General features: G+C 43.4%; 22 protein-coding genes and 1 pseudogene. 12 read left to right on the top strand and 11 right to left on the bottom strand.

Annotated elements, in window-relative coordinates:
* Positions 1-45: 45 nt before the first annotated feature.
* On the top strand, positions 46-951 hold the full coding sequence (rimK, locus tag L2717_RS10850; RefSeq protein ID WP_220773081.1) for a 30S ribosomal protein S6--L-glutamate ligase: 906 nt from the start codon (positions 46-48) through the stop codon (positions 949-951).
* An 87-nt stretch (positions 952-1038) separates the two neighbouring features.
* Here rimK and L2717_RS10845 read toward each other — a convergent pair.
* The 4 genes and pseudogenes from L2717_RS10845 to L2717_RS10830 form a co-directional block, all read right to left on the bottom strand.
* A pseudogene (locus L2717_RS10845) lies at positions 1039-1730 on the bottom strand (TorF family putative porin).
* A 289-nt stretch (positions 1731-2019) separates the two neighbouring features.
* Positions 2020-2292 carry an HU family DNA-binding protein gene (locus L2717_RS10840; RefSeq protein ID WP_220773078.1) on the bottom strand — a complete coding sequence of 91 codons (273 nt, stop codon included), beginning with the start codon at positions 2290-2292 and terminating at the stop codon, positions 2020-2022.
* Positions 2293-2439: 147 nt separating this feature from the next.
* The gene (locus tag L2717_RS10835; protein WP_220773077.1) at positions 2440-3237 is read right to left on the bottom strand and encodes a response regulator; all 798 of its coding nucleotides are present in this window, start codon (positions 3235-3237) and stop codon (positions 2440-2442) included.
* Positions 3238-3322: 85 nt separating this feature from the next.
* Positions 3323-3703: a hypothetical protein gene (locus L2717_RS10830; protein WP_220773076.1), complete on the bottom strand. Its 381-nt coding sequence runs from the start codon at positions 3701-3703 to the stop codon at positions 3323-3325.
* Positions 3704-3832: 129 nt separating this feature from the next.
* Here L2717_RS10830 and L2717_RS10825 point away from each other — a divergent pair, with 129 nt between their 5' ends.
* The gene (locus L2717_RS10825) at positions 3833-4342 is read left to right on the top strand and encodes a DUF4240 domain-containing protein (RefSeq protein ID WP_220773075.1); all 510 of its coding nucleotides are present in this window, start codon (positions 3833-3835) and stop codon (positions 4340-4342) included.
* A 13-nt stretch (positions 4343-4355) separates the two neighbouring features.
* On the opposite strand, the gene L2717_RS10820 is transcribed toward L2717_RS10825, so the two are convergent.
* On the bottom strand, positions 4356-4685 hold the full coding sequence (locus tag L2717_RS10820; RefSeq protein WP_220773074.1) for a hypothetical protein: 330 nt from the start codon (positions 4683-4685) through the stop codon (positions 4356-4358).
* A 140-nt stretch (positions 4686-4825) separates the two neighbouring features.
* Positions 4826-5134 carry a hypothetical protein gene (locus L2717_RS10815; protein ID WP_220773073.1) on the bottom strand — a complete coding sequence of 103 codons (309 nt, stop codon included), beginning with the start codon at positions 5132-5134 and terminating at the stop codon, positions 4826-4828.
* Between the two features lie 275 nt (positions 5135-5409).
* Between L2717_RS10815 and L2717_RS10810 the strand changes: the two genes are divergently transcribed.
* Positions 5410-5934: a DUF3016 domain-containing protein gene (locus tag L2717_RS10810; RefSeq protein ID WP_220773072.1), complete on the top strand. Its 525-nt coding sequence runs from the start codon at positions 5410-5412 to the stop codon at positions 5932-5934.
* 268 nt (positions 5935-6202) lie between these two features.
* Here L2717_RS10810 and L2717_RS10805 read toward each other — a convergent pair whose 3' ends face one another.
* Positions 6203-6511 carry a prephenate dehydrogenase gene (locus tag L2717_RS10805; protein WP_220773071.1) on the bottom strand — a complete coding sequence of 103 codons (309 nt, stop codon included), beginning with the start codon at positions 6509-6511 and terminating at the stop codon, positions 6203-6205.
* 48 nt (positions 6512-6559) lie between these two features.
* On the opposite strand from L2717_RS10805, the gene L2717_RS10800 reads away from it, so the two are divergent.
* Positions 6560-7462, top strand: a complete 903-nt coding sequence (locus L2717_RS10800) for a TraB/GumN family protein (protein ID WP_220773070.1) — start codon at positions 6560-6562, stop codon at positions 7460-7462.
* A gap of 17 nt (positions 7463-7479) precedes the next feature.
* On the opposite strand, the gene L2717_RS10795 is transcribed toward L2717_RS10800, so the two are convergent.
* Positions 7480-8253, bottom strand: a complete 774-nt coding sequence (locus L2717_RS10795) for a methyltransferase domain-containing protein (RefSeq protein WP_220773069.1) — start codon at positions 8251-8253, stop codon at positions 7480-7482.
* Positions 8254-8667: 414 nt separating this feature from the next.
* Between L2717_RS10795 and L2717_RS10790 the strand changes: the two genes are divergently transcribed.
* Positions 8668-9498, top strand: a complete 831-nt coding sequence (locus tag L2717_RS10790) for a MaoC/PaaZ C-terminal domain-containing protein (RefSeq protein WP_220773080.1) — start codon at positions 8668-8670, stop codon at positions 9496-9498.
* 180 nt (positions 9499-9678) lie between these two features.
* Positions 9679-10008 carry a hypothetical protein gene (locus L2717_RS10785; protein ID WP_220773068.1) on the top strand — a complete coding sequence of 110 codons (330 nt, stop codon included), beginning with the start codon at positions 9679-9681 and terminating at the stop codon, positions 10006-10008.
* Positions 10009-10118: 110 nt separating this feature from the next.
* Here L2717_RS10785 and L2717_RS18140 read toward each other — a convergent pair whose 3' ends face one another.
* Positions 10119-10244, bottom strand: coding sequence for a hypothetical protein (locus tag L2717_RS18140; protein WP_263187660.1), 126 nt, complete (start codon positions 10242-10244; stop codon positions 10119-10121).
* A 299-nt stretch (positions 10245-10543) separates the two neighbouring features.
* On the opposite strand from L2717_RS18140, the gene L2717_RS10780 reads away from it, so the two are divergent.
* The 6 genes from L2717_RS10780 (at position 10544) to rraB (ending at position 15156) form a co-directional block, all read left to right on the top strand.
* Positions 10544-10834: an ABC-type zinc uptake system zinc chaperone gene (locus tag L2717_RS10780; protein ID WP_220773067.1), complete on the top strand. Its 291-nt coding sequence runs from the start codon at positions 10544-10546 to the stop codon at positions 10832-10834.
* An 82-nt stretch (positions 10835-10916) separates the two neighbouring features.
* Complete coding sequence (locus L2717_RS10775) at positions 10917-12098, top strand: porin family protein (protein WP_220773066.1); 1182 nt, start codon at positions 10917-10919, stop codon at positions 12096-12098.
* Positions 12082-12990: a metal ABC transporter solute-binding protein, Zn/Mn family gene (locus L2717_RS10770; RefSeq protein WP_220773065.1), complete on the top strand. Its 909-nt coding sequence runs from the start codon at positions 12082-12084 to the stop codon at positions 12988-12990. The genes L2717_RS10775 and L2717_RS10770 overlap by 17 nt, the downstream gene beginning before the upstream one ends.
* Positions 12991-12994: 4 nt before the next feature.
* Entirely contained in the window at positions 12995-13795 is an 801-nt protein-coding gene (locus L2717_RS10765; RefSeq protein WP_220773064.1) for a metal ABC transporter permease, read from the top strand.
* A 161-nt stretch (positions 13796-13956) separates the two neighbouring features.
* Positions 13957-14700 (top strand): 1-acylglycerol-3-phosphate O-acyltransferase, encoded by a 744-nt coding sequence (locus L2717_RS10760; RefSeq protein WP_220773063.1) that lies wholly within the window; start codon positions 13957-13959, stop codon positions 14698-14700.
* Between the two features lie 42 nt (positions 14701-14742).
* Positions 14743-15156 carry a ribonuclease E inhibitor RraB gene (rraB, locus tag L2717_RS10755; protein WP_220773062.1) on the top strand — a complete coding sequence of 138 codons (414 nt, stop codon included), beginning with the start codon at positions 14743-14745 and terminating at the stop codon, positions 15154-15156.
* Between the two features lie 80 nt (positions 15157-15236).
* Here the strand turns inward: rraB and L2717_RS10750 are convergent, their stop codons facing one another.
* Positions 15237-16202, bottom strand: a complete 966-nt coding sequence (locus tag L2717_RS10750) for a sensor domain-containing diguanylate cyclase (RefSeq protein ID WP_220773061.1) — start codon at positions 16200-16202, stop codon at positions 15237-15239.
* Between the two features lie 18 nt (positions 16203-16220).
* Positions 16221-17216 (bottom strand): response regulator, encoded by a 996-nt coding sequence (locus L2717_RS10745; protein WP_220773060.1) that lies wholly within the window; start codon positions 17214-17216, stop codon positions 16221-16223.
* Positions 17217-17475 lie beyond the last annotated feature (259 nt).

Genomic DNA, 17475 nt, shown 5'->3' with positions numbered 1-17475 from the left:
CTACAGAACGATTTATCCACACACACTTACGTTGGTCACTCAGCCATGAAAATAGGCATTTTATCTCAATTTCCGCAGTTATATTCAACACAACGATTAGTGGAAGCATGTCAAAAACGCGGACATGAGGCGGTCGTGATCAATACACTGAACTGCTATATGAATATCAACTCCATTAAACCGAGTATTCATTATGAAGGTACTGAACTCGTTGGGTTTGATGCCATCATTCCGCGTATTCATGCCAGCGTAACTTTTTATGGTTGCGCTGTGGTACGTCAGTTCGAAATGATGGGCGTGTATGCGGCGAACGATTCTATTTCAATCGCACGTTCTCGGGATAAACTGCGGGCGCTGCAATTACTTTCTCGTAAAGGCATTGGCATGCCAGTGACGGGTTTTGCTAATAAACCTAATGATATCCCCGATCTCATCAATATGGTGGGCGGCGCTCCATTAGTGATTAAGCTGCTGGAAGGCACTCAAGGGATTGGAGTGGTATTAGCTGAGACGAAAACGGCTGCAGAGAGTGTGATAGAGGCATTCTTAGGGCTTAAAGCGAATATCTTAGTGCAAGAATACATTAAAGAATCCAATGGCAGTGATATTCGCTGTTTCGTCGTGGGGGATAAGGTCGTTGCTTCGATGAAGCGCCAAGGAGCAGAGGGCGATTTTCGCTCTAATCTGCATTTAGGTGGCTGTGGCGAGGTGGTTAAAATCACCGCGACAGAGCGTAAGATGGCGATTGCGGCAGTGAAAGCCATGGGCTTGGTTGTTGCGGGGGTGGATATTTTACGCTCTAACCGCGGCCCCTTAGTCTTAGAGGTTAATTCGGCGCCCGGTATCGAAGGTATTGAGCAAACTACAGGGATTTCGGTCACTGAGCCAATTGTTGAATATATTGAGAAAATGGTCGCAGCCCGTAAAACGAACAGGCCAATCATCGCCTAATCGATGATAGTTATAAAATAACGCCACCGCTTAAGGTGGCGTTTTTATTTATGCAGGTAGCCTATCCCGAGTTCAGGTTATTTAAGCCTAAAGATCAAAACTGTAGGAATAGCCGAGTACCAGTTTGGCATCATCATCGCTAAGATCGGTATCTGACACCATAAACGACACTGTGCCCATGCTGGTGTCTGCGCTGAGTGTGACGTTATACTCGGCATAATTATCTTCGCCAAACCAAGATTGAACAACATCACCGCTTGAGTAACCATAGTGCACCGATAAGCTTAGCTTCTCGGTAAGAGGCACAGAGACAGTTGCGGCAAGATAGCTGAGATCTTTATTATCTAAAGGCGCAGCTGCGACATCGTCACCGGCATTGATGACACGGGAGTAACCGAGTTCAAGCCACTTCCACGTTACTGCAGCATGGAGTTCACCAAAATCAATGCTGCCAGGAGCGTCTGGATAGGCGTAGTAGAGTAGCCAAAATCGTAGCTGATATCGTCGGTAATACTGCCGCCATAACCGGCGTAGAGATCCAGCTCGTAGCTAGTATCGTCGCCAAAGTCTACATTCGATACCCAAGTACCCGCATAAAATCCAGCATCATGGCTATAGTCAATACCCCCTTAGATTGCGACCGCGTCCTTGGTTTGGGTTGCACCGCGCCACAGGTAATTAGAGGTACCACCAATGTTGCCTGATACGGCTGCAAAGGCATTGCCAGCCAGTATCATTGCCGTCGATAAAGCCAAAACGCTATACTGTGATTTCTTCATGCTCATCCCCTCGATTGACTTATTTATCGATTCACCAGTGGCACACCTAAGTAAATAGTGGTCATTAGTGCATCTTGGTTATTTCTAAGACGGGATTTGCGAATCACATGCCATGATTACAATTTAATATAAAACAATAGATTAGATAATTATGGGTGGGTAAAATATGTTTGCTTGTCAGTTTATGAGGCAGAGGTGCACTTTTGTTGTGCGAAAAATGCTCAATACTTTATGGGGGTAAGGTAAAAAAAACGCCTCACTATGGAGGCGTTGTTTTAATATTGCTAACTTAATTTACGCTTTCTCGTAGGGTTTTACCCGCTTTAAACTTAGGTACAGTCGCTGCAGCGATTTGAATTTCTTTACCCGTTTGTGGGTTACGGCCAGTGCGAGCAGCACGAGTCGCTGTTTCAAAAGAACCAAAGCCTACGATGGAGATTTTGTCACCATTTTTCATTGATTCAGTAATTGCTGCTTCAAAAGACTTTAATGCACGTGCGGCTTCAACTTTCGTTAAATCGGCATTTTCTGCAATTTTGGCAATAAGTTCAGTTTTGTTCATTTTTATTGTCTCTTCTTTCCGTAGATTTATTTGAAATTAGCGTGCCTAACATGCCATAAGGTTTAACGCTTGGAAAGCCTTTTGCGTTTAGCGTGCAGTAGGATATTCGTAAAGCGCAGAATATTTACTCAGTTCGTGACTTAGGTTTTATTCTTCTAACAGTTGATAGAGCAATTTTTTAACTAACTTGGGTTCAAATGGCTTGTCGCATAAGGCATTAACACCTGCTTGGGATACATTACTCAGATGAGTGTCGTTGGCTTCAGACGAGACCATTAAGATAGGAATATGCGGTTGTAAGCTTTCATTGCGGATAAATTGAGTCAGAGCAAGGCCATCTACACTGGGCATATTGTAGTCGGTGATCACTAAGTCGAACATATTGTGCTTCATCAACTCAATGGCCTGCGCACCATCTTCAGCTTCGGTAATGAGTTTCATCCCTAAGTTAGTAATAGTGCGTTTAATTACGTTTCTTGCCATACGGCTATCATCAACAACTAATACACGTACATCCTGCACGTCAAAGTTACTGAGATCGAGTTCATCGTGGCTAAGCAGATCAATCGTCGCATTCAAAGCTGTACCTAAATTCTCTGCACTAAAAGGCTTAGGAAGAATTGCCACCACGCCCGATTGACGGAATATTTCAAGTTGTTCACGGCGACACTCGCTAGAGACCAACATAAACTGAATATCTTTACAGTCGGGGTTGGCTCTTAAATAGTCCAAGAGGTCTATGGCTGTGCCGTCATCAAAATGCATGGCGCTGGCGATGAGGTCGGGTTTATGACGAATAATAATCTCTTTCGCTGCTTCGATATTTTCTGCAGTTTGAATGCTGAGAATGCCTTCTTGTTGTAAACGTTGAATAATAATCCGACGTTGTGTCTCTGAAGGTTCGACCAAAAGAATAGAAAGTTCGCTGGGCAATAAATGGCTCATAGTTTACTTCATGTTACCAAGTTAAGAATCGCGGGTATTTTTAGGGGCATGTTGCTATTAATAACAGTTTAGCCACAAATGTCCATCACTGCGTTTGGCGGGTCAAATATTGACTCGTTACCTTAGAAAACGCTGCCCAATATTGTATGAGTAAAATCACAATCATGCTCACAGTCAGTGGCAATATGGGAATATTGTGGCCTGAAATAACCACTTTTACATCTTCTGGGGTAATACGATAGGCAATAAGGGCTGTTATCACCAAAGCGCAAAAGCCTAAGGTTTGCATGCCAATATAAATCTTCAGCATTAAGCTCGACCAAGGTGTGCGCATTAATATACCTATCAGCACAGGGAAAACGCCTAGGGTAAATAGATCAAAGGATTGCGTCATCACCGCCCGCAAAAGTGCAGCAATGCAACAGAGGCAATATAAAGCGATAAGTAACATAAGACGTTTAGGCATGGATCGATCTGCAGGCCAGTAACTAAGAAGATGAGCAAGTGTAAGAAATGCGCTTATCTGAGTCCAGCATAACCGTAATATCGTGTAGAATATGACTTTTTTTCGAAGGGCTCTAAATAGGTGAAGTGTATGACAGAAATTGAGTTTTGGGGTTTAGTCACGCGAACAGAAGCGGCGCAATCACAGGAGTCTTTGACTCAAGCATTAAAACAGAACCTCGTCGAGCTAAGTAATGAAGAGTTAAAAGCCTTTGATAAAATCTTTGGTCAGCAGATGCGCCGTAGCTATTTATGGTCGGTTTGGGGCGCGGCTTATATTATTACGGGGTGTGATTCTGAATATGCCTTTGCTGAGTTCAGATGTTTTTTAATTTCACTTGGCAAAGAAATCTACGATGGTGTAGTGAATCAGCCTGACACCTTAGCGCGTTTAGCCATTTGGCCAGAAAAAGATGCGTATGCGTACCCCTTTGTCGATGAGTATGATCTTATTGCGGGGCAATTGTACGAAGATAGAACCGGTGATGAGTTACCCTTTATGCCATCAGGTAAAGCGACACCCTTGGGGAAAAAATTTAGCACTAAGCCCAAGGATTTAAAGTTGCAATATCCTGAACTCAGTGCGCGTTTTCCTTTCTAATCAGCGAAATAAACTATGAGCGTAAGCAGGCATTCGTGCTGACATCGAAGGTCATGCCGTATTTAGGGCAGATACTTTGCATCAGTTTGTGCTCTTGTAGAGTAAGTTGTTGATTAAAATCTTGCTTGAGTTGCTCAGTCATTTGAGTTTCGGTGGTATTTTGTACTTGAGCCAATTTGTTAAAATGAGCGTTAACTGTTTGTTGTTGGTCCATGGTCAATGGTGCTGCAGAGCTTGAAAAGCTTAGGCTAGTTCCCATTGTCAGTAGCGCCAGTAAAGCCAGTTTACGTGACAATGAGTTGAATGAATTAGTTGCTGTTACGTTCGCTATTTTTACGTTCATAGGTGAGCTCCAAATTAACAATTACGTTTAATTCGTTAGTTCTAAATCGTGCATCCCTAGACGGTAAAGAAAACGAGTTGAGTTGTACTGTGAGGGGCTTAGCTTATTGTATAAATATTGAACCGATGCTGAATGCTTAGTTAGTGTTCATTCTTCATTTCTTCGCATTGAAATCCTTGCTTGCGACTTTCAAACTGGCACATAGAACCACATTCCCAAGGTGCATCGTCATAGACGGCGGATTGCTCGCGTGCAAAATCGCTACAGGCGTCATAGCTATCAAAGTTATCAGTTTTTTTATACTTTCCAGAGTTATAGCCATGGTTATAAATAAAGGCCGACCAAGTCTTAGGGCCTGTATCTTTGTCTGCTGGAGAGATAAACCAAATCGCACTGACGACACAGCTAAATAGGATAAGGATGAACACAGGTACCACTGGGAATTTCATGTTATTAAACAAGCTATGTGAACAATAGCGGAAGGATAACGTTTTTCTCTAGCTTATGCGCTAAAAATGATTACAAATTAGCAACTATATGCTTACCTATCACATCTCGATACAAAACGATACGTATAAAATAACGTCGATATACAATATTTACCCGTATATACAGAGTCTTATGCTGATTTTGCGGCATTAATATCACTTTTGCATTAAGCTCGAGTTCAGGTTAGATTTTGTACTGTAGTTCACAGAAAATTATTGAGGCCTTGGAGGCAAATATGAAAATTCAGTCCCTTATACTCGCAAGTGTGTTGAGTTGTAGCGCCGCTTGGGCGGCCGAAGAGGCGCCAGTGAACCCAGTTACTGAAGATGGTGTGGTTAAAATTATTTGGCAAAACCCTAAAGAGTTTCGCGATATAAAATCATCCGGTGAGATCCAATCCCGCTATGAGAAGCGTTTATTTGAAACCTTAACCAAAAACGTCAACAAAGAGGCATCAAAGATTTTAAAGCCTAATCAAAAGCTTGAAATGACGATGACTGATGTTGATCTTGCGGGTGATATGCGCCCCACTTTTGGTGCTACCACTGATGATTTACGCGTTATTAAAGATATCTATCCACCGCGTATGACTTTTTCCTATCAAATTTTAGAAAATGACAAAGTGATTATCGTAGGCGAAGAGAAATTATCAGATATGGGCTTTTTAGGTGGGATCCATTCGTCAACGGATAAACCTTTTGTTTACGAAACTAAGATGCTAACTGAATGGTTAAAGAAAACGATTGCCCCACAACTTTAATCACTCAGTCGGTCACTAAAGTTTAAGCACTTAAGGCCCCAGATTAATAATTTACTGACTCTCTAATAGGCTGAATTCGTTATTTACGGATTTAGCCTATTTTTTTACCTTCCACTTATAAGCTTCAAAGCCGTGGTTATTATTCTCTAATATATTGAATCGCGGTTGGAACTCTGGATTGATGGTCGCTTGAGAGAGGATATAGTGCGGCAATACGAGATAATAAAGGGCTGAAATTCATCGGTAAACTTCAGCCCTTTAGCTGTGTTTAGCTTTGTTTCTTAAAGGCTTGCAGCATTTGCAGCAATGCGCCGAGCTGGCGCACATAGGTTTCAAGTTCTTTAGTGTCCAGCGCCTCGTATTCTTCCATGCGAGTTAAATCATCGACCAACTCTTGTACATAGGGTAAAAAGCGATTGCTGGATGCGATAAAACCTTGTTCTGCCGTAAATATACTGGTGAAGTTTCCATGGCCAGATTTTTTTAGCTCATCTAACTTAGCGTCAGCGTCTATAGCTTGGCGATAGGCGATTTGAAGATTCTCTTTCAGTTGCTCTATAACCTTAGTGTGTGGCATAACAGCGTCTCATGGCAAAATTTGCAGGAATTATAAGGGGCAAAGGATATGGCAACAAGCCAATGGCGATTAATAGTATCAATCTGTTTATTAGCTTTTGTGAGCTTCAGTGCCAAAGTAGTCAGTGCTGAAACCGATAAGCCGCCGTTTTACCAAGTGCAATGGCAAGGTAAGACTGCGTATTTACTGGGTTCGATTCATATTGGTCGTGCCGATTTTTATCCTTTACCTGCTCAAATTGAAACCGCATTAAGCAAAGCTCGTGGCCTAGTCGTTGAAGTCGATATCAATAAAGCCGATAGCACAGCCTTGCTGCAACAATATGGCCGTGCCGATAAAACTAAGGGCTTAGATTGGCAGAGCCGAGATAAACAAACGGTACAGATCATGTCACGTTATTGCGCGGCTACGGCCAATGTTTGTCAGTCGATTCAATCCTTTGCACCTTGGTTACAAGCCACGCAAGTTAACCTAATGCGTTATAACACATTAGGTTACAGCACCGATTATGGTGTCGATATGCAGTTGATGGCCCGCCATGCGGCTTTGCCTGTGTATCAGTTAGAAACGGCAGAGTCGCAATTTCAGTTATTAGCGTCTTTTGATAGTCAAGAGCAGTGGTCTATGGTGCGCGAAGCCATTAGCGCCTCGGATGTAGACCTTTTATCGTTAATTACGGCTTGGCGCTCAGGTAATGAAACCGAGCTTGATAGCATAATGCAAGAGCAAATGGGCGGAGAGGGCGATACTCAAATGCTAGAAAAAATCCTTTGGCAGCGCAATCATGTAATGGCAGACGGCATTATAACATTAATGGGCTCGGCTGAAGTGGCTGTACCTTTATTTGTGGTGGTTGGCGCTGGGCATGTGGTGGGCGATAAAAGTGTGGTGCAACGGCTAAAGCAAGCAGGCGCTAAAGTTAGCGCCTGCTGGAAAGAGGCATGTGAGTAACCATTAAGGCAATAGTCTTAAACTGCTGGGCTTTGCCCTAAAAAGTGCACATATCGCCCGAGTGAAATATAGGGCTCGCGTTGTGAGTATTCGAGCTCCATTTGCAGTAGTTTTTGGTAATCGAAATCAGCAGGTTGGCTCTTTTTTAAATAGTCGTGGATCACGCGCACGCCCGACTGACTGATAAGTGACATGTGCCAGTCGCTAAACCAGTCTTTAACTTCTTGAATATAAAGGGGATGAGTTGGCGTAAGTTTGACTTTTTTCTTCACTTTTAAATCTGCAGCGACATAATCGAAGTTACCAGACACTAAAGCATGAAAGCGCATGGCCTCCTTGTTATAAAACATTAAAGAGAATAATCCGCCGGGTTTTAGCATAGTGAGTAACCCCGCCATAGTGGGTTTGGCATCGGTTAACCATTCGACAACGGCATGGCACAATATGATATCGAAATAGCCGTGGTTATCGACCGACAGTGCTTGGATAGGGGCGTGGATAAGCTGTATGGCTAATGGCGTTGGCGATGCCTCTATCTGCTCTTGTGCTTGTGCGAGCATTTCAGCAGATATGTCGCACAGTATAACCTCATGGCCGAGGCGAGCTAATTTTTGGCTAAAGTAGCCAAAACCGCCGCCCGCATCTAATACCCTGAGTTTTCTATTTCCCAGTTTTGCTAGCGCAGGTACGAGATCGCGCCATAATACAGCGGCACGAATTTCACCTTTTGGGGTACCATAAATGTTTTTCGCAAATTTTTGCGCGAGCTTATCAAAATTCTTATCTTGCACGTGATAACTAGGCTAAAGAGAGTGGAGCGATAGTGTGGCACAGACATCAATTTTTAGCACTCTGGAGATATTATTACCTAAAACAGTGGAATTAATAAGCGGCACTGATTGTTAAGTCATTGATTTTAAATTAAGTAGTTTTTGTCACAAAACTTAGAGATACACAGAACTCTGTCCTCTGGGTTATAATCGCCTCGTTTTGAACAAACCTGACTTAATCACTGTCCATTCGGAGAGTCAGCACCCGCCCTTACTAAGACGCAGCTTTGCCTATTTCACATTCGTTACCCGCTTGATTGAGCCGTTATTATACGTCTGTGCGGGGTGATTCATGGCTATATATTTTGTGCCAAGGGATAGTTAATTAAAAGGTACTCAGACTTGAATAATGCATATTGTGTTGAATTGAACGCGATGCCGTCGCTGTTTTCTCTTTATCGCAAAATTTTCTTTGGCCGTAAGCCGGGTTGGGATCAGCAACCGCTACCCTACATTAAGGTCACGACGTCACGTGTGAGTGTGTCTGAAGCTAAAGTCAGTCAATACGCGCAGGTTTGTGGTTTTAAGTTTGATGGTAAAGTCCTGCCGCCAACCTATCTTTACGTGATGGCATTTCGCCTACACGCGGTGATTTTCACCCACGATGGCATCACTTTTCCACTGCTTGGCATGATCCACTTAAAGAATCGTATTCAGGTGTATCGTCCCGTTACGGTTGACGAAATATTTTCCTTTGAATGTGCTCTTACAACGAGTCGTGAAACTGACTCAGGCCTAGAGTTTGAGTTTGTCTCTAAGGTATTTGTCGGGGAAGAACTCGTTTGGGAATCGCTATCAACCTACTTATATCGTATTGATGTTGCTGGGCGCCGCGTTCGTCCACCTAAAGCCATTGATATGGCATGGGAAACACCACAGAGTTGGCGTTTGAGTGAAGATTTAGGCCGTCGTTATGCTAAGGCATCTGGCGACTATAACTTAATCCATTTGCATCCAGTACTCTCAAAACGTTTTGGTTTTGATCGAGTTCTCGCCCATGGCATGTGGTCTAAAGCACGTTGTTTGGCGGAGTTAATGCCAAGTATTGGTGATCGTCCATTTACTGTCGATGTGACCTTTAAACTGCCGTTGTTAATGCCTGCCGATGTTGGCTTTGGCTATGAACAAACTGCCGATAAAATGATTTTTGAATTGCGCGACAGCAAAGGCCGTCGACCACATTTAAGTGGTGATGTGCAGTTTTAAATTACACTTGTCTAAGCAATATTCACAGAGTTACTGCGCCTTAGGGCGCTTTATTATTGAGCTTTTCGTCTTAGCCGCAATCAATTATATGTTTGTTTTTATGAGGATAACCCCTATTTTAGGGCGCATTCAAATAGGAAACGGTTAAACTTGTGCATCGTTATTTAGGAATTGTGTTTCATGTTGTGTTCCCATTGCCATCAATACATCAAAGTCAGTGATATCAGCCAGCAAAGGGGGAGTGGATTTGATGCAGAAGCGCGTTGTCCCCATTGCATGGCTTGGTTAGGTCGTAACCCTGTATTTGGTAAACTGAAGCTATTAGGATTTTATTTAAGTGTTTTTACGGCGATCTACAGTTACTTCGATGCTTCTATGCGCAATATTATGATCCCAGTGATGATTTTTTCGTTGATGCTGTTATTTATAAGCCATTTTATGGACCAGCTCGTCACTAAAGAAGCGCCAGAGCAAGTTGATGATAGTGATCAAAGGCAGAAGTATCGTTAGTTTTTAGATGTTAATTTTGTAAAAATTGCCGCTATTGAGCGCCTTGAAGGGCACTCAATATGATGTCAGTGGCGCTGCAGGAGTCAGTATTTAGCGCATTAGGTAGTGACTTACTGCACGACTTGTTCTTGGCCTGCTAATGAATGCTCAACGTAATAAATCCCACCAAAAATCACCACGCTGAAGATCACAATCCCTAAGATAAGCCCTAAGTTGTTACGTAAAAATGTTAGCATGAACGTTGCCTTTTGCTGGATAGAAGTGGCGCCATATCGAGCTCAACTTTTTCGTTATGCTCGCCGACATAAAAACTAAATACACTCTAGTTAAAAACTAAATACACTATAGTTATGCTCACTTAAGTTAATCTTAAATACACGCTTTTGCTAGGGTTTCAGTCGGGGCTTAGCTTGCATTTATGGCGAAGATTGAGCGCTGCACATATCTTGTAACTCTTTGCAAGGTGATTACCTTATTGCAACTTGCTATCGCCCTGACATAGACTTATGCCACTTTTTAACTATGGGGACGACTGGTGAGACTTAAAAGTCACATAAGACGCACGATTTCGATATGGCTTTCTGCCGTATTGATAATGCTATCTTTTGCCGCCTCAGCCCATAGTGTGACCCATCTTGATGATGGGGCTAAGACCCACTGTACGCTGTGCTTCCATCAGCATCAACTCAACAAGATTATCCCGACCCAAGCGCTAACGCTAAATTTAGTTATACAGCATTTCGATGTGGTCGAGTTTATTTTACCTCCTTCTACTTTTAAACACGTCAGTGTTTACCGCAGTCGCGCGCCTCCCTACGCTCTCTAAATCAACTTAAATATTTTAACTTATTGTATTTCTTGATGACTTTATATTAGTCGTCGAGTGCTAGTTGTATTTTGGAGATATCATGACTGTGTTAAATACCCGAGTTTCTTTGGTGGCTTTGGCGTGTGCGCTTATTTCGCCGAGCCTATGGGCTGAAGATTCGAGCCTTACTAACCCTGCTATCAGTGCCGTATTAAATGGTTACTATCAAACAGGTGAACGTCCATTAGCCGAAAGTCCAGATGGTTTTGGTTTAGGTGAGACTGAGCTAGCCTTAAGCGCCAATATCGACGATATATTTTACGGTAAAGTCACTGCAGTGGTTGAAATGCACGACGGTGATACCGAGCTGAATCTTGAGGAAGCTTTTATTCAAACCATGGCTATGCCAGCGGGGTTCTCTATTCGTGGTGGTCGTTTTTTATCGGACATTGGTTACCTCAATAACCAACATTTACACACAGATTCCTTCACCGATCGCCCTATTGCTTATCGTGCATTTTTAGGCGGCCATTATTTTGATGATGGTGTGCGTTTGAACTATGTCGCACCAACGGATTTGTATTGGACCATGGGTGTTGAAGCCTTTAAGGGCGAGAGTTTACGCGCCGCTGATGAGCATGGTGAGCGTGAGTTTAAAAATGTCGGTGTGTACACTTTGTATTCAAAAGTGGGTGGTGACATAGGCGATAATAGCTCATGGCAAGCGGGCTTGAGTTACTTACGTAACGAGAATGGCCAAGTAACTCCCCATGAAGAGCATGAAACCGAGGATGAACATGAAGCTGTTGAGGGGCATGATCATAGCCACGCTGCATCTTATACGGGGCAAAACACCTATGGTGCTGATTTTGTATATAAGTGGGCACCTAGCGGCAACTACAAATATCAAAATCTAAGCGTGAGCGGTGAGTATTTCCGCGTAAGTGATTTTACCCCGACCGACTTACATCCTGAGGATGCACCGAGCAAAGATTACCATCAAGGTTGGTATTTGAGCAGTGTGTACCAATTCACGCCTAGCTGGTCAGCGGGTGTGCGTTACGGTGAAGCTGATACGCAAGAGCTGCATGACGATCATTTTCATGAGCAAAAATTGAAGGAGTCAGAAGTGAGTTTGGCTTGGCATTCTAGCCATTTTTCAACGGTTCGTTTTCAGTATACTCATCAAAATGGTACTAATTTCGATGGCATAGAAGACGATAACATCTTTACCATTCAATATATTATGTCTCTGGGGGCTCACGGTGCGCATCAATTCTAATTTAGCTAAAGTGGCCGCAGTGGCCTTATCTATCACTTATACCGGTTTGGCTCACGCTGAACTGAATGTGTTTGCCTGCGAACCTGAATATGCGGCGTTAACGAAGGAGCTGGCTCCTACGGCCAATATCTATTCGGCGACGACGGCGTTTCAGGACCCACACCAAGTGCAGGCACGTCCGAGCTTGATCGCCAAAATGCGACAGGCGGATCTTGTCGTCTGCGCTGGTGCGGATTTAGAAGTGGGTTGGTTACCTATGCTGCAGATGAAGTCGGCAAACGCGAATGTGCGCTCGACTGATCAAGGCTTATTTTTTGCTGCCGATCAAATCGAGACTTTAGATAAATTGACTAGTGTCGATCGCAGCATGGGTGATGTGCATGCCCAAGGTAATCCACATCTTCATTTTGACCCGACCCGTCTGTTAAAAGTCGCTACGGCACTGAGCGCTAAGTTAACTCAAGTTGACCCTGCGAGTGCGGTAGATTATCAAAAAGCATTGGCAGATTTCACCACTCGCTGGCAAGCCGCAGTGCCGCGTTGGGAAGAGCAAGCCAAGGGATTACAAGGTAAAAAAGTGATCGCTTATCACTCTAGTTTCAAATACCTATTCAATTGGATTGGTATTGAGCAAGTGGCAGATTTAGAGCCGAAACCGGGTTTAGCGCCTACTAGCGGCCACTTAGCGAGTCTGCTGGCGCGCGCCGAGCAAGGGGATATTCTGGCGGTAGTCGTCGCCTCTTATCAAGATGAGCGCGGTGCAAAATGGCTCGGTGAAAAGGCTAATTTACCCGTAGTGATACTGCCTATGTCCGTGGGGGGCAACGATAGTAGCCAAGATCTATTTGGCCTCTATGACAGCGTGATTTCCCTCTTAAATGGAGTGAAATAAACCTATGCTTGATCTGGAACTGATGTCGATTCTGTTGCCTGCATTGGCGGCGGGGATTTTAGTGTTGTCGACGCATATTGTACTTGGCAGACAAGTACTTAAGCGTGGCATCATCTTTATCGATTTAGCGATAGCGCAAGTTGCCGCCTTAGGCGCGATTGTCGCTCACATGGACCACAGATTAGAAAACATGCCGTTTGCTAATGTGTGGATGCCAGCGCTGTTTGCCCTCGCAGGTGCAGGGTTTATTGCTTGGTTATCTAAGCGGATGGCGGGTGAGCTAGAGGCCATGATCGGCTGCTTTTATGTGTTGTCTGCGGTAGCGGCTATGTTGCTGCTGGCGAACGACCCACATGGCGCTGAGTTGTTAAAGCAATTGATGTCAGGCCAGATCCTGTGGGTGAGTTGGTCACAGCTGATTTTGCCAGCAGTGGTGTATTTACTGGTGCTATTGGCGATATACCTGCGCCCCCAAATGTTGGATGGTGCGGGGTTTTATTTGCTATTTGCGCTGGTTATTACTTTGTCGGTTGAATTAGTGGGCGTTTATCTGGTATTCAGTACCTTGATATTGCCCGCTTTAGCGCTGAACAAGTACCGTGGTAAAGGTCGGTTATTTTACGCTTACCTAGTGGGCTTGCTAGGCTATATTTTGGGGTTAGTCCTGTCTGCGACCTTAGATCTGCCTAGCGGTGCGGCAATTGTCGCTACGTTGGCCGTGAGCGCCTTAGTATTTCGTTTAGTATTAAGTCAAGTCGGGCCCCTGGCAACTGAATCTGACATTCAACCAAAGCACTACACTTAGATAAATATTGATATAAAAGCCCATCGATACACTGGATTTTCAGTATATAGATGGGCTTTTTTGCGTGCTTGTTAGCAAGTCAGCTTACAGATGTAAACAATATATTGAGTCCCAAAGCCATGGTGGCTATACTGTCGCCACTTTTATCGTCGGAGTTAATTGTGCTTTTAATCGTCAGATCATTGTTGTTGGCGGTATCCTTGTTGCTTGCGTTTATTTTCGGTGGCTTAGTGTGTGTATTAAGACCTCGCCATCGCGACAATGTACATATGTTCGCCAAGATTTTCTCATCGGTTGCACCGATCCTTGGGATCAAAGTCATAGTACGTCGACATAAAGATGTGCAGGATGGTCCTTATATTTTTTTAGCAAATCATCAGAATAATTTCGATCTTTTTACTCACACGACAGCGGTGCCTAAAGGTACGGTGAGTCTAGGTAAAAAAAGTTTATTGTGGATGCCCTTATTCGGCCAAATCTATTGGCTGTCAGGTAATATTCTTATTGACCGCAAAAACCGTCACAGTGCCTTTGATACGATGGCGAAGACGGTTGAAAAAATTAAACAGAAGAATTTATCGGTATGGATTTTTCCTGAAGGCACACGTTCTCGTGGTCGTGGTCTGTTACCTTTTAAAGCGGGCGCTTTTCATACTGCGATTGCTGCTGGAGTACCAGTGGTGCCAGTGGTGGCCTCATGTCAGAGCCATATTAAATTAAATCGTTGGAATAATGGTGTGGTGATTATCGATATGATGGCGCCAGTGCCTACCGCAGATATCGATAAAGCGGATGTGAAAAACTTTTCTGCGCAAATCCATGCCAGCATGTCGGCAAAATTTGCTGAGATAAATCAAGAGGCGGCTGCACTTATGGGTAAAACTCTTACGAGTGATGACGTATAATAGCCCCATTAGCGCCAGCGTTACCTTAACGGAGACAAATCCATGTCTATTGAAAGTCAGTTAAAAGCTCAACTTGCCGAGAATCGTGACATAGTACAATCCTTGTTTGATGATGGTTCTGATCCAGATGCTGAATATGTTATTGAGCATCATTTTTCTTCGACAAATTTTGATCGCCTTGAAAAAGCCGCAGTGGATGCATTCAAATTAGGCTTTGAGGTGAATGATGCCGAAGAAATGGATTTAGAAGACGGTTCTATTATCTTCTGTTTTGATGCGGTTGCGCATCATAAACTGGATATCGCATTACTCGATAAAGCCTCTGAGCAATTATTGCAATTAGCGATAAAACAGAAAGTCGATTACGACGGTTGGGGCACTTATTACGTCGGTGATGATATGGATGACGAAGATTATGAAGATGACGAAGAAGAGGATGATGGTTTCCCCCGTTAATTTTCTATCGTGTATTCGCCGCAGATTGTAAATAAAAATGCCCATCATTGATGGGCATTTTTATTAGGTATGTTTATGGGTTATTTGTTTGAAGTGTATAAAACACTGCAGTTTCGGCCCTTTTCCTTTGCTTCGTAGAGTGCTTTGTCGGCGCACGAGATCCAGTTAGAGCTACTGGTAATATGAGGGCCTATTTCACTCACGCCTAAACTGACGGTTATCGTGATTTTAAGGTTTTCATATACGATGACTGATGAGGCAATTTTCTCCCTGAGCCGCTCGGCAAACTTTATAGCATCAGTACCGCTGGTTTTGGGTAATATGACGGCGAACTCTTCTCCACCATAACGTCCAGCACAGTCGGTCTCACGTAATGATTGGCTGAGTAAGTGTGCAATATGCTGAATCACTTTGTCGCCAACTAAATGTCCATAGCTGTCGTTGATATGCTTGAAGTTATCAATATCTAGCAAAACTAAACTGGTGATATCTGAATAACGGGCATGTAAATCGTATTCATGATCTAAACATTCTTGCCAATGGCGGCGGTTATATAACTGAGTGAGACCATCGGTTTGACTTAGACGCTGGAGCTGCTCGTTAGCGGCTTTTAGTTGTAGCTTATTAATGGCGATGTCAGTGACGTCATAAATAATCACGCTGATATGGGTAATTTGCCCTGTGAGAGAGGCTAGCGGTAGCAAGGTCACATTTTGATACATGAAATCGGCACGGCCAGTAATCGGGCGATAATTTTTAAATTTAAAAACGTATGGGCGTTGTTCCCAGCTGATAAAGGCACGGTTTTTAAGCATGAAAACCGATTCCATTTTCTGCTTTAACCAAGTTTCTGGCAGATCAGGGAAGCGTGTAAATAGGTTTTGACCTTTGATCGAATTAGGGGAAACACCACTGTGATTCTCCATAAAACCATTCCACAGCTGGATATTGTAATGGCGATCTAATACCACTAATCCTACCTCTATGGTTTGCACCATATCAATAAGCCAGTGTAGTTCGTTCATTGCGCTTTGGTCATATGACATAAAGTAAAATCCAACTGATTAATCGAGTAAATAGCCGAGTTTATAGCTCAGTGTGGGAATGGAGTCTTCGGTAAAGAGCAGCAGCAAATCGCATTGAATATTATGATCTTCAATGCGGTAATTAATCTCCATTGCTAAAGTACGATGCCATTTTTCGGAATTATCGTGGATCAGCTCATTTACCGTGCATTGACGACCCAGCACAATAGGGTGATTTTGGCTGAATTTCATATCAAGCTGTTCAGAAATACCACTGAGGAAGGCGCCGATCAGTACGTTTCCGGTATCAATCAACACTTCTATTTCGGTATTCTGATCTTCAGGATTAGCCAGCCCCATCAGTTTTGCCATGTCTTTAAAGCTAGAGTCATGGAATAACAACAGTGCTTCACCCGCAATTCCCGCACCGATAAACCCTTGGCACAGCGCTGATACGGTTGTACTTTCTTCCGTAGACTTGAGCGCCATAGTGAGTTCACTCACTTCAAGTACGTTAACATTAGGGATGGGTAATAATACGAATACGTCGAGTAACTTAGCTAACAGATCGGCAGCGCGCCCCATGGCGACGTTCGCGATTTCTTGGCAGGCGTCGCGTAAATCCACTTTCATCATCGGGACTTCGTCGGCGATGTCTTTTTGTGTCAGAGTTAAGATACCGTAATCTTGTAAAATATTGCTAACGGCATCAGCACTAACGGGTTTTTGGATAAAATCTAATGCCCCCAAGGCTTTCACTCGCTCGTGGGCTTTTATTTGAATGTCACCAGAGACCACAATAATTAATGCGGGCAGATCCTGTTGTTGCACGATTTGTAATACTTCATAACCGTCCATCACGGGCATGTTGAGATCGAGAAATACCACTTCGCCTTTTCCGGCTCGAATGGCATCAAGGCCTTCGGCACCATTGGCCGCATAGGTGATTTCTACATCCCATTCTTTAGGGAGTGTGCGGGCCATTTGTTTGCGTGCCATGGCGGAATCGTCACAGATGAGTACAGGTATTGACATGCTGACTAGTGATCCTTAGTTGCCCATTTATTGAAGATAACACTTATTGTTCGGGTCTGACTGACGAATTGTATTCTTCGGGCAAGTCTGGTTGATATTTTTTATAGATAACTTATAGATATTATTGATTAACTTTATTTTATTAGCGGCATATTGCTTAACGGTTCACTAAATTAAATTCTGCTAAATGTTAAGTTTAACAGGATCATAGGCATTCAATGAGAAAATGCCGTTAATGAACTAAACGATAAATTCCTAT

The sequence above is a fragment of the Shewanella glacialipiscicola genome (assembly GCF_023283485.1).
GTDB classification, from domain to species: domain Bacteria; phylum Pseudomonadota; class Gammaproteobacteria; order Enterobacterales; family Shewanellaceae; genus Shewanella; species Shewanella glacialipiscicola.
Note: the sequence above shows the minus strand (reverse complement) of the source record. Positions and strands in the feature narration are given on the sequence as shown.